The following is a 22,466-nucleotide window of genomic DNA, read 5'->3' as shown; positions in this document are numbered from 1 at the left end:
GTATGAGTGGTCTTGCCCCTCTGGTCTGCTTACGCAGACCATTCACCCCGCTTTTTACCCGCGCCACAAAGCCGCGGACGACCGTACCAGTCCGAGGAACCCGGCGCATTGTCGCCAGTCTCCGCAGCCAGACCAGCATGCCCGCCAGAGTTCAAGTACGCAAAACGCCACGGGCAGCGAACCCCGGCGGAGTGGGCACCGTAGAAAGCCGACTTAAAATAAGTCGTTGAAGATCCGCCGATCAGCTTCGGAAACAGCACACCCAACTTTGACTTGATAAATGCTTTCACATAGTTCCATCCGGACGGCATACCGGAATATACAATGCCTGTATCTTCATAGTCCACTGTGATTGATCCTGACAGTTTCTGACTGTCGCGGCACTGATACACAGTATAATCAAATCCTCCTGCTTCGTTTGCAGTCGTGTCATACAGTGGATCCAGCCCGATCGTATATGATCCATCCAAAACTTCTACACCAGCAACACGAAGCGGTGTCTTTCCTGCTGTCAGGCTGAATGTGCATCCGTCTTTATGTCCCGGCAATGCTTCTGTTGCGCCCGAATGCCACGGCATAGTTGAAATACACGTTGTTGCTGTCGTTGTGATCGTTCCGCTGATGTCAAGATTGATCGCTGTGTATTCCGTTCCGTTTACTGTTACTTTTTCGATTGAAGATACTTTCACCAGATCCGCAAGGTTACGCATCCATGCATTCCATCTGTCTTTATTCGACTGTGCGCCCATATCACCAACCGATACCGTGGATCCGACAATGAATCCTGCTGCCTGGCTTGCAGACAGAAGAACCCTTTTCACATTTTCTTCCGGCAACGCCGCCATGTACTGATAGTTGTAATTTGTGCATCCTTCGGCAATGTTTGAGTTTTCCAGATCAAAATGCCTTAACTGCCACATACGAAGAATCCATCTTGTATCGCAGTCATTCCACAGTCCTTCATAAATTGTTTTCTGTCGTGCCTTCTGGACCCCTGCCGTTGCTGATGCGAAGTTATATGCCTTGATCCCTGCGCCGGATGTCAACGCGCCTTTGCTGTCCAGACCACCGGGGAATGTTGCGTGCCATGTGATCAGTCGCTTTTTATTTTTCGGATCCACATCCCCCGCATCCGGATAATAGCCGGATCCCCTTGTTGTTCTGAATGAAATATAATCGTATGCACCGTCATTCCATTCTTTAATCCATAATGCAAGCGCAAATGTATATACTGGTGCATCTTCACCAGTGATGTCAAAACCGTCTTCGCCTTCAAAATATGTGATGTTCATGGTTCCGTCTTCCAGTGACAGCGCGTTTGCTCTGATATACCATGTCATCGGATCTTCATCCGCCCAGTCCTCGACCGCTTCAGTATTTTCTGTACATAGCTGTGCTGCCGCTTTATCTGCCAGATCATCCATCGGTGTCATTTTTGTTATTCCTGATACTGACGGATCATAGCTTCGCAGTGTATATGTCTTTCCATTCCATGCCTGCGCTGCTGCTGTTGCAAATCGTGAAAGCAATTTATACTTGTCTGTTTCTCCTGCTGCCAGCGCACGCGGATACCATGACCAGAAAACCCGTGTTGTATTTGTTCCGTCAAGTAATTGTCTGCACGCAGCGTCAAGTGCTTCCGCCGAATTCTGTCCGCCATTCAGTGCAATCGCTTCCAGTGCCGCCGCCATTCTCTCATGCTGTGCATAAGACGGAAATGATAAATCAATTCCTTCCATTCTTCTTTTCCTCCTGTTTACTCATTGATCGGTGTTAATGCCAGATGCGGGATCCCCCGTTCTGTATAAATTGCATATGCATATTTGATATTTTCATCTTTATCCAACATATATGATGCTTCATTGATCTGCCCCGCAATTTTTACAGCTTCATTTGCCTTATCCAGAACTTCATTCGCCTGCTTCTGTCTTTCCTGTTCTGCCGTGACGCGATCACTTTCTGCTGACACTCTGCTTTTTTCCGCGTTCACACGACCTGTTTCTGCCTGCACTCTGGCTTCCTCTGCCTTCACGCGACCTGTTTCTGCCTGCACTCTGGCTTCCTCTGCCTTCACGCGACCTGTTTCTGCCTGCACTCTGGCTTCTTCTGCGTTCACACGTTTCGTTTCCTGATCAGCATACTGTTTCATTGTCTTATCGAAGATAGAAAGTTCATCGCCCGAAACGATCGCATCTTCATCTTTCACCTTTGCTTCAATCTCTATTTCAAAAGTGACCGATGTTACCACCTGCATCAGATCTGAAGATTTCACTTCCACTTCACACAATGCCGTTCCCGCTGCTGCCAGTGCCTGACTGTCCAATTCCACCATCACAACATTGTCCGTGAATTCACACGGTGTATATACCCTGTGTCTATCTGGTTTTCTGATGAAAGCTGTGACGCTGGATCCTGCCGGGATCGTGTACGGTTCCCCATGATTCAGTAGTACGGTTTCGACATATCTTGTTGCCCGATCTCCCTGTTTTGCAGACACCATATACTGTTTTGTCCCACCCGACATTTCGATTTCAATTCGCTGAATTACTTTTCCAAGTGCCACTGTCTTCCCTCCTTTCTATAATCCGAGTTTGTTCAGGATCTGCTGCATTGTCACTTCGGATCCATCTGATTTTATGAATTTCACCCCATGCCTGAATATCGCATCAAAAGTAAAATCCACTGCGTTTTCCACGGTTGCCTTCGATCCAAAAGCCACACCGCGCCCACCATGCAAAAAATGCATTGCATATACCGCTGTTGATACGAAGTCAATGACGGTCACTGTATTGAATGTATCTTTCAGCACATAACGAACATCATATGAAAATTCTGTATTCAGATCCCCGCCGCAAACAGTTGTCGCTTCCCCGATCGGAAGTTCTTTTACTGCTGACGTATATGCGCCCTGACTTGAAAGTTTATACTGCATCTGAAGTGTTGCTTTATTCTTTCCGTTGCAGGTTGAATATGTGCTGTCTGTCGTCGCTAAAAAATATACGCCTTCATTTTCCAGTGTTCCATCCTGTCCGCACCTCATAGAATCCACCTGAATCGTCGGCGGATTATATTCCACGACTGTCACTTTTGCAGTTTTTTCTGCCGTCCGTCCTCTTGTATCACGGATCTTCACTGTCACGTCCATGATCCCATAGTCTTCCAACATATATGACTGTGGCAATGCAGGAGGCGTTCCATAATATGTCCTGTCATTCAGTTCCATATTGACTGATACAATATCCGCACCGTATGACTTTGTGATATTCGCTGCTGTAATGGCTATATTGCTGTTATGTTCCACGAACATCCCCCACGCCGCAGGGACGCGCCCTTTTGTATCCGCGATGGATATGGAATTGATCACCGGGACACAATCATCCGGGACTGTCGCCCTCACCGCAGTATCCCTTGATTGATATACCTGCGATCCAAACAGTACCTGAACTGAAAGTGTACAGGAACCCGCTGTACTGTTTTTTATCTCTTCATTCCAGCTTTTCGGTATAGTATAGCTTGTATTGATCCTTGTCGCTCCGGACGTTTTTTTGTCCAGCGTATACGACTTTGATCCAATCGCCCACTTGAATCTGTACGTTGCATCAGATGACAGTTTCACAGAAAACAGTGAATCTTCATCTGCATTTTCTATATTGATAGGAACTGCCGTCTTTCCATCAATTTCAAATTCCGAAGCCCCCGGATCAAATCCGTATGGCACAAATGATCCCAGATCGTAAAATGAAAAGGTCATTTCTGTTCCTTCTTGTGTCGGATTCTGACCGTATACAATTTTGAAGAATGGTTTTCTGATCGTCAGCTTTGTTCCAATGTTCAGTGTTGCTTTTTTTACCCATGTTCCTTGTGCTACGATGGTATTTAATGTAAAGTAGGAATGCACTGTCCATCTGTATTGTTTTCCATCAATGATCATGACTGATGGCATATCTTCTTTTTTTACGCCCAGCAGCCAGTCGTCTTCATTTTGCGTGAACGTTACGGATGTGATTGTTGTCACATCTCCGCTGACGTTCCCAGTGAAGACAGCCTTTGCATATATACTTGTGACTGGTACTTCTCTTCTTGTCGTACTCATACTTTTACTACCTCGAATATTCCATCATCGTCGATCAGCTGTTTGTATTCCTGTTTCTGTTTTTGCCTTTTGACGCTCTGTGTTGCCGTTTCTTCCACCTGCTCCGCTTCTCTCCATTTCACGCCCATCCCGTACTGTGTAGATATGAAATCAAAGTATCCTCCGTCGTCTGCTGCTCCGACTGACCATCTTCGCACCGCTTCGACATTTTCAATGTGCAGCTTGTTGTACTGCACATATGCCACCGGAACGCCTTCCTGTCTGAATTCCAGTCTTTTGTTAGATAGCAATGTTGAAAACGGCAACACCCCGCCATCCTGCTTTTTTCCGATTTCCATTCCATCATCCGTGTAATGGAAATATGTTTCATTCTCTTTTCTGAATTCTTCCAGTTCGTCGCCCTGCGATGTCACAGTTTCTTCGACCGACTTAATAGACATATCAAATGAATTTGCAGTCTGATTCAGCGCTGTTGAATATTCATTTGTCATTCTTTCAATGGTCTTTTCATTCAGCTGTGAAGCATAGTCTTTCGCTTCCTGTTCTGCTGCATAGGTCAGATCCCTTTGTTCTGTTCTAACCTGTTGAACTGATGTCATGATTCCGCTTTCTGAAGATTTAATTGCAGCCTGTGCCTGTTCGATTGTCCAGTATCCTTCATTCAGCGTTTTCCTTGTCCTTGCCTGTGCCTGATCCACTGCATCGGACTTCATTTTTTCTTCTGTTTCTTCCTGAAGCTGTGCAAAACTCTTTGTCGCATTAGAAAGTTCACAGGTGTTTTTATCCGGATGTTGCGGATATTCCGTCATCTTCACGATCCGCTGTTTTTCTTTTGTAGCTTCCGTTTTTGAAATCAGATGCACTGTATCACCGATGTCATATTCCAGAATGCTGTATTCCTTTTTCTGTGATGCTAGATCCGCAACGTCAGCAGTATATGCTGTATACGGCTTCGATGCTGTGTCCAGCTTCGCAGTCGCATCTTCGATCAGATTTTCAGTGATGGTGTATCGTTCATCTTTCCAATAGCGCGGAATCACTTTATCTGAATACTGATGATTGTCAATATACGGAACCCCCAGCATAATTTCCGGTGTGATCCCATCTTTTCCCACTGGATAAATCCTTGTATAGAAATCATATGTATCTGATTTCAGTGTCAATTTCCGCAGGTTTAATCCTTCTATGAAATACGCTCCGCGATCCATTCCGATCGCTTCATATAGGTCTATTCTCTTCTGGATGTTGTCGATCTTGCATTCGCATCTGTATGTGTCCATAACCTCCTGAAGTACATCCCAAGCATTGCACGTTTCATCAATGCTGACTGTTCTTCGCTTTGTTACTGTACAAATTCCAACCGTCCAACCCGTTCCATCAAAAGCGAATTCCAAGCAGGCGCGCGCCGTCTGTGTTACACTCTCAAATCCGTACAGAAATTCCTGTGATTCCAGTTCTTCTATATTCAGCTGTGCTACATAACTGTTTTTATTTTCTCCTGTGTTTATTTCCTTCAGAACATATTCATCATCTTTTGTCCTGATATAATATTCAGCCCGCAAATTTTCAATTTCTGATCCTGTTTTCGGATAACTGAATGAAATCTGCTTATCTCCGGATGATAATGTTTTTTCAATTTTTAGATCATCCGGATCATCTATTCCTGCAATTCTCCTGTGCTGATCATCATATATCTGAAGCATATATCATCCCCCCTTTATAACCACATCGGGGAATACCTAACTGTTACCCTTGCGCCATTCGTTGAAAACGCAAGGTCATTTCTTCCCGTTTTCAGTTTAGGGAACGCCCACAGATCCACGGATCCGAAAGCGTTATCCCCTTCCTTTGTTATTTTTCCGGTCTTCCCGTTAATCACAATCGTTTCGCCATCCATCAGGCTTTCAATAGTGTACGGTTCCCCGTTTAGTGTTATCTTATAGTTTGTCAGATCCGCTTTTGCTGTCACTTCAATAATGCAAGGTGTATCCCGGCTTCCTTCTGCGTACAGCTTTCCTTCCAGTTCCTGATCAAATATCCCTTCTGCTTCATCGTCAAAAAAGAATCCATCAAATTCTAATGTCAGAATTCTTTTTTCCTTTTCAAGCGTTTTTTCGTAATCATCGCCAGCCAGAAAACCTTTGTATTTTCCTTTGAATCCTCTGATTTCTTCCATAATGCAGGATGACCTGAAATTCTGCATAAAAGATGACATTGTTCTTTCCAGTGTCGCCCTGTTCTTTCCCCTGAAGTATATGGTCATTGTCATAGAACCCAGTGGAATATCTGTGTCGTACTCTGTCGGAAGAAGTGCTTTTGACATCATTTCATAGTTTGCCGTCATCTTCGGGGGCTTTGTTTCTGCCGTCAGTAATGTCGCCCCGTATCTTCTGACGTCAATCCCGTTTATGATCATGCTTTACCTCCTCCGTTTTATTTCATCTGTGAATTTTTCTTCCACTTTTGAATATACTTTCGTTGCCACGACTTCGCCGTCCATTGTTACATAGACATATACCGTTGTTCCTGTCATAATTGCATCCAACTTTTTATCCAGCATGTCGCCCAGCCTGTCATAGAACTGTTTCAATGGAAGGATTGCTTCTGCTCCCGCTTCTCCTCCTGCCAGCAATGTGTCGCCTGCCGCCCCGAATGCGGTCGGTTTCGTCATAATACCGCCGTTCTTATACCAGCTAATGCTGAAATGTGGAACTGATGGCGGATTCAAGCTGAATGATCCGCTGATAGACGGATGAGGCAGTCTCAAATGCGGTAATGACCAGCTGAAGTTGAATTTTGATCGGATCGCACTGATCGCATTTCCTACCGCAGTTTTTGCAGCATTGATCGGTGTTGTGATCGCTCTCTTGATTGCATTCCATGTCGAAGACGTTGCTGATTTCACGCTATTCCATACAGAACTTATCGTTGACTTAATCCCGTTAATCGCAGATGTCACTGCTGACTTTGCGGCATTGATCGGTGTTGTCACCGCAGTCTTCACTGCATTCCATGCCGTCGATGTTCCTGTTTTGATCGCATTCCAGATTGTTGTCACTGTTGTCTTTACTGCGTTGAATACAGTCTGCACCGTCGTTTTGATCGCATTTACGACAGTCTGCACCGCCGTTTTGATCGCATTCCACACTGTTGTGATGACTGTTTTTATTCCGTTCATTACTGGCGTGATCACGCTGTTTTTCATGAAATTCCATGCCGTCTGTACCGCGGACTTTATTGCATTTATCACTGTCGTGAATGTTGTTTTAATGGTGTTCCACACCGTCGAGATCGTTGTGCTGATCGCATTCATCACTGGTGTGACCACATTATCCTTCATGAAATTCCATGCCGTCTGTACCGCAGACTTTATTGCATTTATCACTGTCGTGAATGTCGTCTGAATCGCATTCCATACCGTCGTGATCGTTGCGCTGATCGCATTCATCACTGGCGTGATGATATTATCTTTCACAAAATTGATTGCTGTCTGTACCGCGCTTTTGATTGTTTCCCATACGCTTATGATCGTATCTCGACAATTTTCCCAGATAAACCGGAACGGTACGGTTATCAATTCAAATGCTGCTTTGACAACTTCCACTATGAACATGATCGCAACCTGAACCACATTCTTTATTGTTTCCCACACATTAGACACGACATCTTTCACAGCATTAAAGATTGTGCTGATCGTATCGTGTACGGTCGTGCAGAACGCCGTCACGTTTGTAACAATTCCATTCCACACCGTTGTGCAGAATGTTGAAATCCCATTCCAGATTCCTTCAAAAAACGAAGAAATTCCGTTCCAGATTCCTTCAAAAAAGGTTTTCACTCCATTCCAGACAGTTTCCCAGTTAGTTCCAAACCATCCAAGAAAAACATCCGCTACACCTTTGACTGCTCCGATTATTGTTGAAAAATATTCTTTCAGACCATCCCAGATGCTTGAAAAAATTCCTTTTATAGCTTCCCACGCACCAGACCAGTCGCCACTGAATACAGCAGAAAATACATCCCATATTCCAAGAATGACATTGAAAGCTGTTTGTAATGCGATTGCAATCGTACTGAAGGCAGCTTCCAACACTGGTGCAAGCAAATTACAGAATCCGTCCCAGATTGTTTTTATTGCTGACGTCACGTCGCTGAATGTAATTCCTAACGCTGACAGTCTTTCACTGATTCCTGCTGCAAATGTTGTGAATGCATCTTTGATTTTCTGCCAGATCGCCGTGATCGTATTTCTGAAATCCTCATTCGTATTCCATAAATGAATAATGACTGCTGTAATTGCTGCAATCACTCCCACTACAATCGCCGCTGGTGATGTAATCAATCCCAGTGCTTTCGTGAATACTCCTGAAAATCCGCCTGCTTTTACAAGTCCGGCTGACAGCGTTCCAAGTGCGCGTGATACATTTGCGCTGAACGTGATCACTTTCCCCAATCCCATCAGCATCGGTGCAAGTGCTGCCACAAACATTCCGATGCGAAGAATTGTTTCTTTTTGTCCTTCGTCCATTGCATTCAGTTTGTCCACAAAGTTCTGAATATGTGTCACAATATCACGGATTTTTGGCATCAGAATTTCCCCGAAGCTGATAGCAAGTTCCTGAAGCTGTGACATCAGGATCGTGATCTGTCCCTGAAGATTGTCATTCATTGTGTTTGCCATCTTTTCAGATGATCCATCGCAGTTGTCGATCGCTCCTGCCAGCTTCTCAAAATCTTTATCTGATCCGTTTATGATCGCCAGCATTCCGGACATTGCTTCCTTTCCGAATAATGCCGCTGCTGCCTGTGCCTGTTCCGCTTCTGACAGTCCACCCAGCTTCTGCCGCAGCTGTTCCATCAGTTCACGCAGCGAAAGCATCTTACCGGAACTATCTGTCAATGATATTCCATACTTATCCATCGCAGCCGCGACAGTATCTGTTGGCTTCGCAAGGTTCGTGATGGCTCCTCGCAAAGTTGTTCCCGCCTGGCTGGACTTGATACCTGCATTTGCCATCAATCCGATCGCAAGCGCAGCATCTTCTGCTGTGTATCCTAACGATCCGAGAACCGGGGCTGCGTATTTAAACGTTTCACCCATCATCGACACGTTGGTATTTGCATTCGATGATGCTGCCGCCAAAATATCAGAAAAATGACTGGAATCTTTTGCCGAAAGTCCGAAGGCGGTCAGGGCATCTGTTACGATGTCGGATGTCGATGCAAGATCTTCTCCTGATGCTGCCGCAAGATTCATGATGCCCTCCAAGCCGTCCATCATGTCCTGCGTCTTCCATCCAGCCATCGCCATGTACTGCATCCCCTGTGCAGCTTCTGATGCGCTGAACTTTGTTTTTGCGCCCATTTCACGGGCTTTTCCTCGCAGTTTATCAAGATCCGTTCCTGTTGCTCCGGAAATTGCTGATACTTTCGACATTTCACTGTCAAAATCCGCTGTCGTCTTAACAGCCGCAACTCCAAGCCCTGCAATACCGGTCGATAACGGAAGAAGTTTCTGCCCCACACTCGTTAATGTGCCGCCAACCTTTTCTGCTTTTGCTGCATATTCATCAAACGGCGCACGCGCAAGTTCTGCGTTCACATTTTTCAATTCCGCTTCCATTTCAGTCAGTGCAGCTTTCGACTGATTCACTGCCGCTTCCTGCTTCGTGATCGCTGTTTCTGTTTTTGTGATCTGGCTTTCACTGGTGGACAGCTGCGAAGACAACTTTTCATATTCTGCCTTCAGCTTCTGTGTTTCTTCGCTGTCTTCGCCTGTCGCTTTCGCACTATCTTCATATGCTTTTTTTGCCGCTTCAACCTTTGTCTTCAGCTGATCGTGCGCTGTTTTTTGCAGTTCCAACTTCTGTTTTAAGTTGTCATACTGTTGTCCATTCTGTTGCACGATCCCCTTTTGAACATCTATCTTCGATGTCAGTTCGGTCACTCTTGCACGCAGGGCGTCCTGCGCGGATCCGCTTAACTTTGCTTGTGCCGCAGCCAGCGAATGCTGTGCTGTCAGGTTTTTCATCTCTGCTGCTGCCTGACGCATCGCCTGCTGATACTGCGACGTTTCTGCCCTAATCTCAATTAAGGTCTTAGCCATGTTTCGCGTTCCTTTCTTTACTTCTCATCGACCGTCCTAATCTCGAATGCCGCATGATCTAAAAGGCTCATGATGTCCGCTTCTATGCACTGCTGATATGAGTTTTTCATAAGATTGATACAGATCTTCACTATCCGATCCACATTTTCCCTGCATATCTTCCACAGGTTTTCACCCGGATCTTCATCGTTATATCCATTTTCTTCGTCATATTCGTCGAAAGCAGATTTTTCTTTCTGTATCTTTTCAGGATGTTCTGGATTAAGATCCAGAAATTTCTTCGTGATCACATCCTGCATCATGAAATGGATTTCTTTCACAGCTGACAATACATCTTCCGGATCGGCTTCTTCCACCTCCCGCTGTCTTGCTCCGAATACTGTCATTAAGATCTTCGTATTCGCTTCAAAAGCATCACTGATCGAATCACTGTCATTCCGTTCCATGATTTCCGTATATCTGCGATACATTTCCACTGAAATCGTCGTGCAGACATATTCTTTGTGTCCACACGACAAGATCAGTTCCGGCATCACTTGCCATTTGTAAAATTTTTCGCGAAGTCTTCCGTTCTTTTATCAACCTTTTCACCCACTGATACATCCATCAATGCAAATTCCATCACGATCGAATCCGGTGTCATTCCGGTTTCAGCATCCAGCATGTCATCTGTTGTGAACTGGTTTCCGTACATTTCAACAATAACGTCCATCATATCCATGAACTGCTGTCTTGTGTACAACGCCTGTTTCGCTTCTGTGTCCATAATGCTGTCGCGCACTTCCAGATAGCGCAAATATGCCATCGTGGACATCTTCTGCGGCATCGTATATTCTTTGTTGCCGATGATAATTGATCTTTTCTTTGTTTTAGCTGCTGCCATTTCTTTTCCCTCCTGTTTTATGCTGCATCCGGTTTTTCCTGAACTTTTGAAAACCAGTCTTTGATCGCTGCCGCTGCTTCTGTATGTTCCGCAAGAAGATTGCTTTCATCAACGCTGCATTCATATCTTCCATCCATCTGACGGGCATAAAAATCGCCCTTCAATGTTGCTGTCTGCGTTGTTTTTGTTTCCCCTTCTGTTTCGTAATTATCTTCAAATCCCTGACCGAATCTTCCACAGTACAGCCATTTGAATTCATACTTGCCATTCAGCTTCTTCGCACGCCATCCAAGCGCAAGTTCCGGTGCTTTGTCATCCTTCGTCTTAATCAGGAAGCCTTTTTCATACAGATGCCCGAACACCTGCGACTTATCCTGCGGTGCCAAACTGTTCACTTCCAGTTCCACGCTTGTCCCTTTATATGACATGTTTACATCTTCAACCGAATCATCACTGTAAATTTTTTCAGTTTCAAATTCATCGCTGATCTTTCCCGTGATCGCGCGTGCCAGCTTTGACGGTGTTTCTGCCGTGTATTCTGTTTCTGTATTCGTTGTAACTTTTGCGATATGAATATCTCTGAACGATACAGTCCTGCTTCGCACGATCTTTTCTTTTTCTCCTGCCATGTTTATTCCTCCGTTTCCTCTGCTTCTTTCAAAATCAAAAATCGCATCGCATTGATAAAGATCCCCGTATCTGTTTCAGTCTGATCATTTCCTTCCTGAAATAGAAATCCGTTTTTCTTCATCAGTCTTTTTATTCTTTTCACAAGCGTCTGCTGATCGCTCCGCGACCAGATATTCACTTGTATGCTTGCTGCTTCAATTTCACATTCATCATCTGAATGTGCATCTTCTGTGTCTCGTAGCTTCCACAGTGTCACATGAAGCCGTTTCAGGCTTTCGTCATACCATCCTTGCTGTACGATTGTTCCTTCATCCGAAATCGGCTTCAATGCTTCCGCTGCCAATCCAATAACATCCACTGTTTTATCCTCCCAGTTTTTCGTTTAATGCTTTCTGGTACTCTTGATCAGCTATCATGTGATATTCACTTTCACACTCCGATTTCGTATTGTTCAGGAAGTCCCGCGGCGGCATTTTCGATGTCCCCCACTCCACAAACTTCATGTAAAACCAGTTTTGCGCGTCGCCATTCAATTCCCATCCGACTTCGCCTTTTTTGGTCGTTACCTTCTTAGGAATGTTGTCCCGCGCATGTCCCGGCGGTCTGTATCCATTCCGTCCTGACTTCGAATTGTCAGCAGATCTTGCCATGTGTGCCTTCATCTTCGGTTCTGTAATATCGGCGGATCTCTGAAATATTTTTTTATTGATCGCTCCGATTTCAGCACTTGACGACAGGGCTTCCACACCACGCTGTACTTCCTCAAATCCTTCAAATCGGAACGATATTTCCATCTCTATTTCCTCCTGTCAGTCGTGTCTGTTGGCTTTCAGTTGCACATACTGCCTGTCATTTTGTTTGAAATCCGTTGCATAAATGTCATATCTGTCGCCTTCAAATTCGATCAAGAAATCTTTTGCATGTACTTTAATCTCTTTTATACGTCTGCAATATCTCACTTCAAATACGATTGCATTTTCCAGCCTGACATCCAGTGCTTCGTACAATTCCTGCCCGTAAAGGTTTCTGATCTCACACCATGCTTCATAAAACAGTGTCGGTTCTTTTTCCTGCTGCCGTCCGTTTTCCAGACTTTTGTTTCGCTTATAAAATTTGATCCTTGCTGTTGCCATGCTATCCCCTTAACGTTTCTTTCAGCATCATTGACTGAATCGCGTACCTGATGCGTTCCGTTGAATCAGATGTGATTTTCCCGTTGTTGTACATTCGATCCCTGTGATCGTATAATTCCTTCACATACGAACAGATCAGTATTTTCTGCCTATTTGTTGGCTTTTCCGGATCGAATGACGGAATCAGTTCCTTCATTTCGTCGATGACAGCATCATGCATTAGTTCGATCATGCTGTCATCGTCTGTATAATCGACGCGCAGATACTGTTTCAATTCCTTTAGGCTCATATCATCACGCCCCTTTTTTGTTAGCCAGCCACAGCAACGCTGATTTCTCCTTTAACAACCGCAGTTTCATCGACAGGCTGAACGTCAAATCTGTCACGAACCTTGATTCCCGTCAGATCCTTCGCCCACAGATCTCCCGCTTCAGTAGAAAGTTCGATCGTCATTTTCTCACGGTCAAACAAGGTAACAGCTTCCTTCAGATCTCCCATGTATACCGGATATTTGTAGCCAGTCACATCGTTTTTGTCAGATCCTGTTCCGCCTTTTAATACATTTGTGCTTTTCAGTGTCTTATTGCTCACAACCTTTACCGGATACTTGCCAAAAAGAAGTGTCTTTGTTGCATCTGCCGGATCCGGCTGCATGATGTACTTGCCATCCTTATCCTTCAGCTTGTCCATGTAGTTAAAGCCATCCTGATTCGTCAATACAATAGAACTTACTGCAATCGCCGGATCCAGCTTCACGTTGAATACATCTTTGAAATCATCAAAAGTCGCAACCGCAACTTCTTTTCCTTTTGTGATTGTGTTAATCACATTCAGAATTGCAGCATTTCTTGTCGCTCTTGACTTCTTTGCGATCCACTTATTCAGATATGCAAGGATATTCGTAGCAGTGTCCTGAAGCAGTTCGCGTGTTGTCTTCAGAATTCCGCCCTTTTTCTTGATTGCATACTTGATCTGTTTCAGGTTCGGTGTTTCTTCCTCTCCGAATTCTCCACCTTCATCCACGTCGCCCCAAGGTGTACTGTCTGCATCAACTTCGATCACACGGGATCCACTCATTGTCGCTACCTTTTCGACATTGACGTACTGTTCCAGATCGTTTTCTGTACGGCGCAGTTCAATGATGTCTGTGCTTACATCCTCCGGAACCGTAAAACCTCCATCCTCGTCTACGCCTTCCTTCATCATGTTTTTGAAGCTGTCCATGATCTCCTGATCTTCTTCCGGCATAGCACGTTTACGAAGACCACATACGATCCTGTTTACAAACGCTTTGCACACCTGCGCTTTGCTGTACTTTTTAGACTTCTGACCATCTTCAATTTCCTTCACCTTCCCATTGTGCAAAGAATCCTTGATACCATCGTCATCGTCTTCTTCCATTTCCATCAGCATGTCGAATTCTTCCTGCATCTCACGAAGTTCCGCCATCTGATCCTTCATTTCCTGTGTTTTTCCCTGCCCCTGAAGACCTCTGATCGCATTTTTCTTGTCATTGATCTTCTTCAGCAATGCCCTTGCTGCTTTGCTCATTCTGTTTTCCTCCTTAGATTCCGAAAAGTTCCATTTCTTCGATGATTGCTTCTTCTTCGGCTGTAATCTTCGCCGTCACATCATCTGCGCTTTGTGTTTTAATGCCTTCTGGTGCTTTTTTGAAATTCTCCATCATCCAGCCAACACAGGCGGCGACCGCTGGACGTTCTTCGATCTGCACATCGAAGATTTCCTTTGCTTCCTCTGCCGTCATCCATGTTTCGGCATTGATCAGATCTGTGACTTGTTCTTCTGTCACGCCTTCTTTCACTCGTCCCATATATATGTCCGTGATGCTTTTCTGACATTTATCCAGTTCACTGATCAGCCGCTGAAAATCATCCGCATTTCCATATGCCCATGACAGCGGTTTGTGAATCATGATCTGCGCTCCCGATGACATTACAATCGAATCACAAGCCATCAGGATCACGGATGCGATCGACGCAGCCATTCCGTCCACGATGCCTGTTTTATGTCCGGTATGCCGTGATAAAATGCTGTGAATCGCTATCCCGGCAAATACGTCACCACCGCCACTGTTGATGTACACCGTCAGTTCAGCCCCCGGTTCAATCTGATTCATAAAATCCGATATATCCTGCGGGCATGTATCTTCATCGCACCATGCTTCCCATGTTGAAGAAACAATGTCACCGTATATATACAGGTCTGCTGCATTATTCGATACATTTCTGAATTCCATAAATCCAGTATTTTCAATCTTCTTTGTTTTTGGATTTCTCCGTGAAAAATTGAATTTATTCTTCATCGTTTTTCCCTCCTTCCTGCGATTCTTTTTCATCAGGTTCTGTTCCGGTCGTGTCTGCCTGATCTCCTTCTTCCAGATCCTTCTGCGTTTTCTGATCCGTTTCCGGCTGTATAGGAAGCACGCTTTGCTGCTGTGCATTTCCCGCTTTTTCGTACTGCTTTCCAACTTCTGTGATCGGAATATAATTTCCGTTCACGATCAGCTGATCACCGCCTTCTGCATCCATCAGATCCAGTTTTCGTCGGCATTCATTCACTTTTTGAATTCCATTCTGGACACCTGTTGCGAAAATCTCCATCTGTGTCTTGCTGTCAGTTCTTAGCAGAACTTTTTCATTCAGTTTGTAATATTTTCCTTCGCTGAAGGCTTCTTCATCTGTCAATAACTTATAATTGACCTCTTCTTCGTACTGCTTTAATACAAAAAGCATCGTGTCTGTTAGGAATGACAACTGCTGCATTTCGCTGTTGCTGTACGAAGATTTTGTGTAATCATTGATCTGATTCGGCTTGATTCCGAATGCAGCTGCGATCTGAAGTGCTGAATATTTCTTTAGTTCGATGAACTGACTGTCCGAAAGTTTAATATCCAGTGGCGTCAGCTTCATCCCAAGCGGAACCGGAATGATTTTTCCTGCATTTTTTGCGCCTGATCCGAATTCTTCAAATGCCTGCACCAGTTTTTCTTTTAAATCTTTGTTCAGATCTCCTGTGTATTCCAGTGTTGCTTTCCCAGTCAGTCCGCTTTCATATAAGCTGTTCAGATAGTCCTGTGATGCCGCTGCGCCCTCCACAGTCGTCTTCAATATCGCCTGCACAGGAAGCCCCGTAATACCATCCAAGCTGTGTGATGTCTTGAAATGCAGAACTTCATCTGTCCCGAACACATATTGCTGCCCGCTGTATTTATCGTTGTAGACATACCAGATCTTTCCTCTTCCTCCGAAGTATCCTTCATCATCCACTACAATCTGCACGCAGTTCGACGGCATAATCCACAAGTCCATGACTTTGTATTCTCCGCCGTATTTTTTTCTTTTGAACTTCGACCTGACATATACATACGCATTTCCGAAGTGATTTCGGTTCATTTCCACGGCATTCCAGAAAGCTGTGGGCGTCATAAACGGATTCGGTCTGTTTTTCAGCAGTTTCGCAACATCCGACAGTTCTGGTTCAATGATCCCTTTTTCAGTTTTTTGATAATATTTCCACGGTATTTTTGCCAGCGTTTCAGACATCATTTTCAAACATGTGAAGTACGTTACTTCCGCCATCACATCCTTGTTTTTTCTTTTCACACCAAGCCATTCAAGAAATGATTCTTCCTTCATCGCTGGTGATGTTTCCACGGTGAAGTTCATTTTTTTTGCAATCCATCCTTTGAACTTCTGCCATACATTCAACCCGCATCACCCCCTCGCCTGTTTTTTCTTACTTGCTTCATATAGTTTCAGCCATTCTTCGACCGATTCTGCTGTATTCTGTTTCACTTCGCCTTTCATTGCAGCTGTCCATGCGTCAATGATCGCATCTATCACGTCGATTCGTTCTGTCTGATACTCTTTGTCGATCTTGATTTCTCCGAAACTGTTGGAAGTTGTCTTTGCATTCGCGATCGACCATTTGATCATCGCGTTTCCATCGTGTTCCACATTTCCTGATTCAATTTCAAGTCTGAAGTCAACCGTTGCATCATTCAGTGCTTTTGCTGACTGTGTTACAGCCACGCTGTCGAATCCCAACGCTTCCAGATCCGTCAAGAAAGCTGACGCATTATGCGGATCGTAAAGAATAAATTGCACATCCAGTTCATAATCGGTGATGATTTTTTCCAAGTAGGTTAAAATATACCGATAGTCAGTTTTTACCCCGCCCATCGTTTCTGTTACCGTCACAAGTCCGTCGCGGATCCATAAGTCATATTCCGTCCGGTCTGTTTTGATATGTTCTTCAACCCTTCTTTTCGGTATGAAACTGTGTGCATGAACAAAATATTTTCTGACATCATCTTTCAAGAATGGAAATACGATCGCCAGTGATGTCAAATCTCCACCAGCAGAAAGATCCAGCCCCACATAGCACTTCTGTCCCCGAAAATCCTCTAGTGTCTTCTTTGTCGCGCCATTTTGCCACAATTCCATGTCTTTCAGATAGACATCATTCGTCCATTGAATCCACATGTTCAGCTGTTTCACAATGAAATCGCGCAAACTGGATCCGCCCATTTCTTTCGCTGTTTCAGCAATCGGAATCATGTTTTCAAGTGCTTCCAGATCATATTGCAGGATCGGATTCGCCTTGATCCAGTTCTTCGGCGTCCACATGTCGTCTGTTTCATCCATTTGTGCGATGTATATGAACTGTGAATCATTGTGTGCAATGCCTTTCAGCACCTTCACGCAATATTCATACAATGCATAACATGGTGACTTCAGATCGAACCCTGCTGTCGTGATCACACTGATCAGCGCAGATTTCATCTTCTTGATTCCGCCTTCCAGAAGTTTGTACATCTGGTCGTTTTTGTGTGCATGGTATTCATCGACAATTCCAAGATACGGGCGGAATCCGTCGATTGACTTCGTATCTCCTGAAAGCGCCTTTATTTTGCTATGTGTCAGTAAACAATCTATTGTGCTGTTGTGTTCGTGTATGTTGAAACACTCATCCAGATCATGATCCGACCGGATAAACTTCACAATTTCATTGAATACGATCAGCGACTGATCTTTTTTCGTTGCTGTGCAGTATATCTGACCGTATTTGTACTTCTCAAAATTTCCGTAATATGCAGCCAGAATTCCATTCAGAAAAGATTTACCGTTCTGTCTTCCAAGTTGCACATATGATGTTCGGAATCTTCTGTGTCCGCCTGTTTTTGTCCGCCATCCGTTCAGATTTCCGAGAATAAAACACTGGAATGCGTAACATTCGACCTGTTCTTCCTCTTCGCCTTCTGCGATGGTCAATGTTTCAGCGAATTCAATGATTCTTTCCGCCTGCTCCACATCAAAATAGTATTTATATGGCGCAGCCTTTGACTTTTCGATGTCGTCCAGATGACGCTTGCAGGCAAGTTTTACCAGATCCCCGGCAATTATTTTTCCCGCAAGGACATCCGCAGCGTACTGTGTCGTTCTGTCCTGCATCGCATCATCACGCAAACTTGTCTTTAAATTTGTTTGTCTTCGGTGCTTCCGGTGCTTTTGGAATAATCAGGCGGCATCTTGACGATACTGTCAGTCCAAAATCTGCTGCACCCTGTCGGCACTGTTTGAAATACCTGTCCTGAATGATCGCCAGACGTTCCACCTGACTGTTCACAACCTCATGTTCTGCCATGATCGGATAGCCTTCTGCATCTTTTTTCCCTGTGTCGTATGCCACAGTTACCATCAGTGGCTGCTTTGCGATCGTTTCTGTCACTTCTCTGTATTTCTCCTGTGCGATCACTAACCGCGCCAGTGCTTCCACGTCCAAGTTTGAAATCAGGTCGATCGCCCGCAGTTCTTTCACCGTTTTTCTGAATGCCTTTTTCTGCGTAGCTGTCAGGTATGACGGCGGCGTCACTCTGTCCGACGGTGCTTTCACTTCCGTCTGTTCTCTTTCTGCGATCTCTGCCTTTGTCAGATGTTTCTTCCCTTTTGCTTGTACCAGCGCGATCGGCTGTCGTTGTCCTGCCATTATATCGACCTCCTTTCCCGCTGCTTTTCCTTGCGGATTGTGTCAGAATCTGACACATGACCGTTTGCCCTTATATCTGAAATTTCCGTGGGGAGTTTTCTCCACAGAATAGAGGGGGCGCGACTAATCCAGCCCGGTCAAAACTTTTTCGATACCCCCTACCCCTTTCCAGTGCTGCTGGATAATGTTCCGCAGCAACTCCTGTGTCTGTCTTTTCGTTGCTTCATCCTTCTTGTACAGCGCACTGATGATCCCGTGGTTTCCATTGCTTAACGGGAATAGGTTTTCCACGTTCAAGCGTTGTGTCCAGTCTTCTTCTATCTCCGTGATGTGGTGTACCATGTCAGCCACAACAATCTTGTGTTGAACATAGTACGCATACATGTCCAAGCTGTCATATAAAGACAGTGCAAACGCCCGTACTTTGCGCCATTCCGCCGACACATAGAAAGCCGCTGCTTTCTTATTTCTTCGGCGCAGATTGTATTCCATATGCCTTGACATCTTGTCGCTTTCCTTTGCTTCACAGTCCGGACACAGGCGTAATTCCTGCGGTATCAATGCCCCGCATTTACATCTGTGTAATAGCACTATGTATCACCTTCTTTCGTGCTATATACACACTGCACGCAGGCATCTTTGCAGATGCCCGTCGCAGTGTTCAGAAGGGTGTGGAAATGGCAATAAAAAAGCGACTGCACATTTCTGTACAATCGCTTCTTGCAACTTTCCACGCTATCAGTTTACATCTTTCATCCCACCATTAAAACCCCAGCTTTTCCCCAACTTTTCCCCAAAAAGAAAAGCAAAAAGGATTTCTTTTTAATATTTTTCAACGCCATCTATCCCGAATAACTTCACTGACATTTTCCTGATCAATTCTTTTGACCATCTGGACGGTGTGTTCTTTCCGCAGTTCTGGATGTCTGCAATCTCTTCATACGATGCCCCATCAATATAATGCATCTTAAAGGCATCGTATTTGTATGTCATTTCTTTCGTTTCATATTCTGCCCGCAGTTCTTCCATTGCTCTGTCAATATTCGCAATCATCATCGCTGTCTTCATTTTTGATCTGCGAACACTTCCAAGATGTGCGCCTTCTCCTCTGAATATATCATACTGTTCTTCCTTCAGTTCTTCTTCCTCTGATACTGCGCTTTCAATATGTCTTTTCATTTCGATGTATTCTTCCATCAGCATCCGTGTGTTGTGTAGTACCTGCTGCCTGCGGATCTGTCTTTCCGCTTCCAGTGCTGTCTGCACCACCTTCTTCACGAAGGTTTCTTCATTCTTTTCCTTTTCCTGCTCCATATTTGCCACACCATCCTTCCTTTATTATCCTTTTGTCGTCTTCTTTTTCGGCGGTCTATACTGCTGCCGTTTTGGTCGTTTTACCATCGGTATTCCTCGCCTTCTGCGCTCATTGTTTGACATCCGGCTTTTCTCCTCATAATATCGCCGCCATAATTCTCTTTTTCTGATCTGTGTTTCTGTCATCGTATTATTTTCATGTATACGTCTGAAAACCTCTGATATTTTGTCAGCCACCCGCCGTATATTCTCCATCATTTCTGCAAATGCCATATTCAGCTTCACGGCTGCATCACTGATCATTTTCAATGTTTCTGCCGCCTTATCTGGCGACAGATTCCATTCTGCTTCCGTTTTTCTGATCACTTTTTCCACTTCCTCCGGTTCAACCTGCATTTTAGCCGCAATATAAAATTTTCTGTCTTCATATGCCGGAAGATCTTCGATTTTTCGGATTTCTGCATCTTCTGTTTCCCTTTTTTCTTCCGGTAGCGGAATATCATTTATAGGAATTACCATTTCCGGCTTCTGGTCTTTTTCTTCGACCTGAATTCCGCCTTTTTTGTATTTTTTCATTCCGATCTTCATTTTTGTTTCTTCGATCACCTGTCCCACTTTTCTAAACGCTTCTTTCAGCCCCATATCGTCACATCCTTCCTTTTTGCCTAATTGAAAGGCAATTCTTCGTCGATGCCTTCCGGTATATTCATAAATCCATCGTTTTCCGTCTGCTCCGGTTTTTGATGTCCTCCTGCTCCGCCGGATCCCTCTGCTGCCGCTTTGCTTTCTGCGAATTCAATGTCTTCCGCGATCACTTCCGTCGTGTATACTTTGATATTGTCTTTATTTGTGTAGCTTCCCGTCTGGATCCGCCCAGTCAATACAATCTTCGTTCCCTGATGCACATACTTTTCCACAAATTCCGCACTTTTCCCAAAAGCAACGCAAGAAGGAAAGTCAACATCTTGCTGACCTTCCTGTTTTCTTCCTCTTCTATCGACCGCAAGTGTAAACCTTGCAATCGCCATTGAATCCTGCCCCTGTGTGTATCTCACCTGCGGATCCCGTGTTAAACGTCCCATTAAAATCACTTTGTTCATGCTTTTCTTCCTCCTGCTTTATGCATCCCACCGGAATTAGTATTCTTCTTTCTCCTTTGTCTTCAACGTCGTATACTTCCCCTGTCGCAAGTACAATCTGTGTTTTGCTCATTCTCGCCTTTCTAACAGCCTTTCGGTCATCTGTTCATACAGCTTCTTGAATATATCTCTTTCCGTCCTTGCCTTGATCAGTTCTTCGTTTGTTTCCATCTGGACTTTCGTTTCCGTCTTTTTCTCCTCTGCTTTTTTCTCTTCTTTCTGATCAGCGACAACTGTTTTGTCCTTTGTCGCCCCCCCATCGCCTAAACCGATCGAGATCATCAGCCCTATGTCGATGTTCTGCATCTCCTGCGCTGTACACACTCCGATGTATTTCCCAATGTGTTCCACAGCGACTGTGTGGATCTGTTCACACAAAACAGTGCTGACGCGCCCTGTTGATCGAATCGTGCAATGTGTCGGAAGTTCATTCTTCGGCTGCGTTGTCAAATATACAACTTCCAATGTCTGACTATTTTTATTATTTTTATCATTACTGACGATCACGCCCGGTCTGTCTGCCTGCTGTTCGCTTCCTGTGTTGTATCCTCCCCGGCTTATATAATAGATTTCTCCTCTTTTTACATCATCTTTCGGAAGTGTTGTTATCTGCATCTTTCCTTTCTCCTTTCCTGTCCATATCTTTAATACCCTGACTGATTGCCTTTGCTGCAATTATGATCAGACCTGCAAGAATCACTGCTGCCAGTATCATCACAAGCCAGATCAGCAACGATCCTGTTGCATTTATCATTCTTTCGATGTTCATCTGCATCATGATCCGATTTCCTCCTTGTATTGTTCCTTCAGCATAATCATTCTTTCTTCCTGCTGCTTCTTGATCTTTTCAATCTTTGTGACCAGACGCTGGATCGTCTGCGCCCGACTTCGGATCTGTCTATGCAGTTTGATCTGTCGTTCCACCTGCTGCCGCTTCTGAATCAAGAACTGCATTTCATGATCTACAATCAGCACTGTGTATTTCTTCCCGCATTCCTGGCAGGCAAAATACTGTTCTGTCACGTTAAATCCTTCCGCCTGTCTTGCGATGATCCTTGCTTTCACATTTATGTGTTTAATTACAGATCCGCAGGCGTCGCAAACAACTTCTGATCCGTTTCTGTACACTTCTTCATTGAATTTCTTTTCCATGTCGTTC

25 protein-coding genes are annotated in these 22,466 nt (G+C 44.6%); all 25 read right to left on the bottom strand.

Features of this window, described 5'->3' with window-relative positions:
- Positions 1–29 precede the first annotated feature (29 nt).
- Positions 30–1,739 (bottom strand): hypothetical protein, encoded by a 1,710-nt coding sequence (locus NQ503_RS08805; RefSeq protein WP_005422828.1) that lies wholly within the window; start codon positions 1,737–1,739, stop codon positions 30–32.
- A gap of 17 nt (positions 1,740–1,756) precedes the next feature.
- The gene (locus NQ503_RS08800; RefSeq protein ID WP_044925002.1) at positions 1,757–2,563 is read right to left on the bottom strand and encodes a BppU family phage baseplate upper protein; all 807 of its coding nucleotides are present in this window, start codon (positions 2,561–2,563) and stop codon (positions 1,757–1,759) included.
- Positions 2,564–2,578: 15 nt separating this feature from the next.
- Positions 2,579–4,093 (bottom strand): DUF859 family phage minor structural protein, encoded by a 1,515-nt coding sequence (locus NQ503_RS08795; protein WP_005422834.1) that lies wholly within the window; start codon positions 4,091–4,093, stop codon positions 2,579–2,581.
- The gene (locus NQ503_RS08790) at positions 4,090–5,796 is read right to left on the bottom strand and encodes a phage tail protein (RefSeq protein WP_005422837.1); all 1,707 of its coding nucleotides are present in this window, start codon (positions 5,794–5,796) and stop codon (positions 4,090–4,092) included. The genes NQ503_RS08795 and NQ503_RS08790 overlap by 4 nt, the downstream gene beginning before the upstream one ends.
- 14 nt (positions 5,797–5,810) lie before the next feature.
- The gene (locus NQ503_RS08785; protein ID WP_005422839.1) at positions 5,811–6,509 is read right to left on the bottom strand and encodes a phage distal tail protein; all 699 of its coding nucleotides are present in this window, start codon (positions 6,507–6,509) and stop codon (positions 5,811–5,813) included.
- Between the two features lie 3 nt (positions 6,510–6,512).
- A complete protein-coding gene (locus tag NQ503_RS08780) occupies positions 6,513–10,199 on the bottom strand; it encodes a phage tail tape measure protein (protein ID WP_005422841.1) in 3,687 nt (1,228 codons plus the stop codon).
- Between the two features lie 17 nt (positions 10,200–10,216).
- Positions 10,217–10,732 carry a hypothetical protein gene (locus tag NQ503_RS08775; RefSeq protein WP_005422843.1) on the bottom strand — a complete coding sequence of 172 codons (516 nt, stop codon included), beginning with the start codon at positions 10,730–10,732 and terminating at the stop codon, positions 10,217–10,219.
- Positions 10,732–11,082, bottom strand: coding sequence for a phage tail assembly chaperone G (gene gpG / locus NQ503_RS08770; RefSeq protein WP_005422846.1), 351 nt, complete (start codon positions 11,080–11,082; stop codon positions 10,732–10,734). The genes NQ503_RS08775 and gpG overlap by 1 nt, the downstream gene beginning before the upstream one ends.
- Positions 11,083–11,099: 17 nt before the next feature.
- The gene (locus NQ503_RS08765; RefSeq protein ID WP_005422847.1) at positions 11,100–11,711 is read right to left on the bottom strand and encodes a major tail protein; all 612 of its coding nucleotides are present in this window, start codon (positions 11,709–11,711) and stop codon (positions 11,100–11,102) included.
- Positions 11,712–11,713: 2 nt separating this feature from the next.
- Positions 11,714–12,070 carry a hypothetical protein gene (locus tag NQ503_RS08760; protein ID WP_044925009.1) on the bottom strand — a complete coding sequence of 119 codons (357 nt, stop codon included), beginning with the start codon at positions 12,068–12,070 and terminating at the stop codon, positions 11,714–11,716.
- Between the two features lie 4 nt (positions 12,071–12,074).
- Complete coding sequence (locus tag NQ503_RS08755; RefSeq protein ID WP_005422849.1) at positions 12,075–12,506, bottom strand: HK97-gp10 family putative phage morphogenesis protein; 432 nt, start codon at positions 12,504–12,506, stop codon at positions 12,075–12,077.
- A 15-nt stretch (positions 12,507–12,521) separates the two neighbouring features.
- The gene (locus tag NQ503_RS08750) at positions 12,522–12,845 is read right to left on the bottom strand and encodes a phage head closure protein (RefSeq protein ID WP_005422850.1); all 324 of its coding nucleotides are present in this window, start codon (positions 12,843–12,845) and stop codon (positions 12,522–12,524) included.
- A 1-nt stretch (position 12,846) separates the two neighbouring features.
- Positions 12,847–13,134, bottom strand: a complete 288-nt coding sequence (locus NQ503_RS08745; protein WP_005422851.1) for a head-tail connector protein — start codon at positions 13,132–13,134, stop codon at positions 12,847–12,849.
- Positions 13,135–13,154: 20 nt separating this feature from the next.
- Complete coding sequence (locus tag NQ503_RS08740; RefSeq protein ID WP_005422852.1) at positions 13,155–14,396, bottom strand: phage major capsid protein; 1,242 nt, start codon at positions 14,394–14,396, stop codon at positions 13,155–13,157.
- A gap of 13 nt (positions 14,397–14,409) precedes the next feature.
- Positions 14,410–15,168, bottom strand: a complete 759-nt coding sequence (locus NQ503_RS08735; protein ID WP_005422853.1) for a head maturation protease, ClpP-related — start codon at positions 15,166–15,168, stop codon at positions 14,410–14,412.
- Positions 15,158–16,531, bottom strand: a complete 1,374-nt coding sequence (locus NQ503_RS08730; protein WP_005422854.1) for a phage portal protein — start codon at positions 16,529–16,531, stop codon at positions 15,158–15,160. The genes NQ503_RS08735 and NQ503_RS08730 overlap by 11 nt, the downstream gene beginning before the upstream one ends.
- A gap of 48 nt (positions 16,532–16,579) precedes the next feature.
- Positions 16,580–18,334, bottom strand: coding sequence for a terminase large subunit (locus NQ503_RS08725; protein WP_242650125.1), 1,755 nt, complete (start codon positions 18,332–18,334; stop codon positions 16,580–16,582).
- A complete protein-coding gene (locus NQ503_RS08720; RefSeq protein WP_005422857.1) occupies positions 18,327–18,854 on the bottom strand; it encodes a phage terminase small subunit P27 family in 528 nt (175 codons plus the stop codon). The genes NQ503_RS08725 and NQ503_RS08720 overlap by 8 nt, the downstream gene beginning before the upstream one ends.
- A gap of 123 nt (positions 18,855–18,977) precedes the next feature.
- Entirely contained in the window at positions 18,978–19,445 is a 468-nt protein-coding gene (locus NQ503_RS08715) for a hypothetical protein (RefSeq protein WP_022426993.1), read from the bottom strand.
- A gap of 231 nt (positions 19,446–19,676) precedes the next feature.
- Positions 19,677–20,177: a hypothetical protein gene (locus tag NQ503_RS08710; protein WP_049940368.1), complete on the bottom strand. Its 501-nt coding sequence runs from the start codon at positions 20,175–20,177 to the stop codon at positions 19,677–19,679.
- Between the two features lie 15 nt (positions 20,178–20,192).
- Positions 20,193–20,810, bottom strand: coding sequence for a hypothetical protein (locus NQ503_RS08705; protein ID WP_005422860.1), 618 nt, complete (start codon positions 20,808–20,810; stop codon positions 20,193–20,195).
- 23 nt (positions 20,811–20,833) lie between these two features.
- On the bottom strand, positions 20,834–21,268 hold the full coding sequence (locus NQ503_RS08700; RefSeq protein ID WP_005422861.1) for a single-stranded DNA-binding protein: 435 nt from the start codon (positions 21,266–21,268) through the stop codon (positions 20,834–20,836).
- Between the two features lie 108 nt (positions 21,269–21,376).
- Positions 21,377–21,922 (bottom strand): type II toxin-antitoxin system PemK/MazF family toxin, encoded by a 546-nt coding sequence (locus NQ503_RS08695; RefSeq protein WP_259892426.1) that lies wholly within the window; start codon positions 21,920–21,922, stop codon positions 21,377–21,379.
- Positions 21,894–22,085: a hypothetical protein gene (locus NQ503_RS08690; RefSeq protein WP_005422874.1), complete on the bottom strand. Its 192-nt coding sequence runs from the start codon at positions 22,083–22,085 to the stop codon at positions 21,894–21,896. Before NQ503_RS08690 ends, NQ503_RS08695 begins: the two co-directional genes overlap by 29 nt.
- On the bottom strand, positions 22,082–22,459 hold the full coding sequence (locus NQ503_RS08685; protein WP_005422875.1) for a hypothetical protein: 378 nt from the start codon (positions 22,457–22,459) through the stop codon (positions 22,082–22,084). The genes NQ503_RS08690 and NQ503_RS08685 overlap by 4 nt, the downstream gene beginning before the upstream one ends.
- Positions 22,460–22,466 lie beyond the last annotated feature (7 nt).

The sequence above is a fragment of the Blautia obeum ATCC 29174 genome, from assembly GCF_025147765.1.
In the GTDB taxonomy this organism is placed as follows: Bacteria; Bacillota; Clostridia; order Lachnospirales; family Lachnospiraceae; genus Blautia_A; species Blautia_A obeum.
This window is presented reverse-complemented; position numbering and strand designations above follow the sequence as displayed.

Excerpts from the sequence above, each read along its gene's own strand:
- NQ503_RS08695 (WP_259892426.1), bottom strand. The coding sequence starts at position 21,922 with ATGCAGATAACAACACTTCCGAAAGATGATGTAAAAAGAGGAGAAATC.
- NQ503_RS08795 (WP_005422834.1), bottom strand. The coding sequence starts at position 4,093 with ATGAGTACGACAAGAAGAGAAGTACCAGTCACAAGTATATATGCAAAG.
- NQ503_RS08690 (WP_005422874.1), bottom strand. The coding sequence starts at position 22,085 with ATGATGCAGATGAACATCGAAAGAATGATAAATGCAACAGGATCGTTG.
- NQ503_RS08780 (WP_005422841.1), bottom strand. The coding sequence starts at position 10,199 with ATGGCTAAGACCTTAATTGAGATTAGGGCAGAAACGTCGCAGTATCAG.
- NQ503_RS08750 (WP_005422850.1), bottom strand. The coding sequence starts at position 12,845 with ATGGCAACAGCAAGGATCAAATTTTATAAGCGAAACAAAAGTCTGGAA.
- NQ503_RS08765 (WP_005422847.1), bottom strand. The coding sequence starts at position 11,711 with ATGGCAGGAGAAAAAGAAAAGATCGTGCGAAGCAGGACTGTATCGTTC.
- gpG (WP_005422846.1), bottom strand. The coding sequence starts at position 11,082 with ATGGCAGCAGCTAAAACAAAGAAAAGATCAATTATCATCGGCAACAAA.
- NQ503_RS08685 (WP_005422875.1), bottom strand. The coding sequence starts at position 22,459 with ATGGAAAAGAAATTCAATGAAGAAGTGTACAGAAACGGATCAGAAGTT.
- NQ503_RS08745 (WP_005422851.1), bottom strand. The coding sequence starts at position 13,134 with ATGAGCCTAAAGGAATTGAAACAGTATCTGCGCGTCGATTATACAGAC.
- NQ503_RS08785 (WP_005422839.1), bottom strand. The coding sequence starts at position 6,509 with ATGATCATAAACGGGATTGACGTCAGAAGATACGGGGCGACATTACTG.
- NQ503_RS08775 (WP_005422843.1), bottom strand. The coding sequence starts at position 10,732 with ATGCCGGAACTGATCTTGTCGTGTGGACACAAAGAATATGTCTGCACG.
- NQ503_RS08700 (WP_005422861.1), bottom strand. The coding sequence starts at position 21,268 with ATGAACAAAGTGATTTTAATGGGACGTTTAACACGGGATCCGCAGGTG.
- NQ503_RS08730 (WP_005422854.1), bottom strand. The coding sequence starts at position 16,531 with ATGAACTTCACCGTGGAAACATCACCAGCGATGAAGGAAGAATCATTT.
- NQ503_RS08740 (WP_005422852.1), bottom strand. The coding sequence starts at position 14,396 with ATGAGCAAAGCAGCAAGGGCATTGCTGAAGAAGATCAATGACAAGAAA.
- NQ503_RS08735 (WP_005422853.1), bottom strand. The coding sequence starts at position 15,168 with ATGAAGAATAAATTCAATTTTTCACGGAGAAATCCAAAAACAAAGAAG.
- NQ503_RS08755 (WP_005422849.1), bottom strand. The coding sequence starts at position 12,506 with ATGGAAATATCGTTCCGATTTGAAGGATTTGAGGAAGTACAGCGTGGT.
- NQ503_RS08705 (WP_005422860.1), bottom strand. The coding sequence starts at position 20,810 with ATGGGGCTGAAAGAAGCGTTTAGAAAAGTGGGACAGGTGATCGAAGAA.
- NQ503_RS08720 (WP_005422857.1), bottom strand. The coding sequence starts at position 18,854 with ATGGCAGGACAACGACAGCCGATCGCGCTGGTACAAGCAAAAGGGAAG.
- NQ503_RS08805 (WP_005422828.1), bottom strand. The coding sequence starts at position 1,739 with ATGGAAGGAATTGATTTATCATTTCCGTCTTATGCACAGCATGAGAGA.
- NQ503_RS08790 (WP_005422837.1), bottom strand. The coding sequence starts at position 5,796 with ATGCTTCAGATATATGATGATCAGCACAGGAGAATTGCAGGAATAGAT.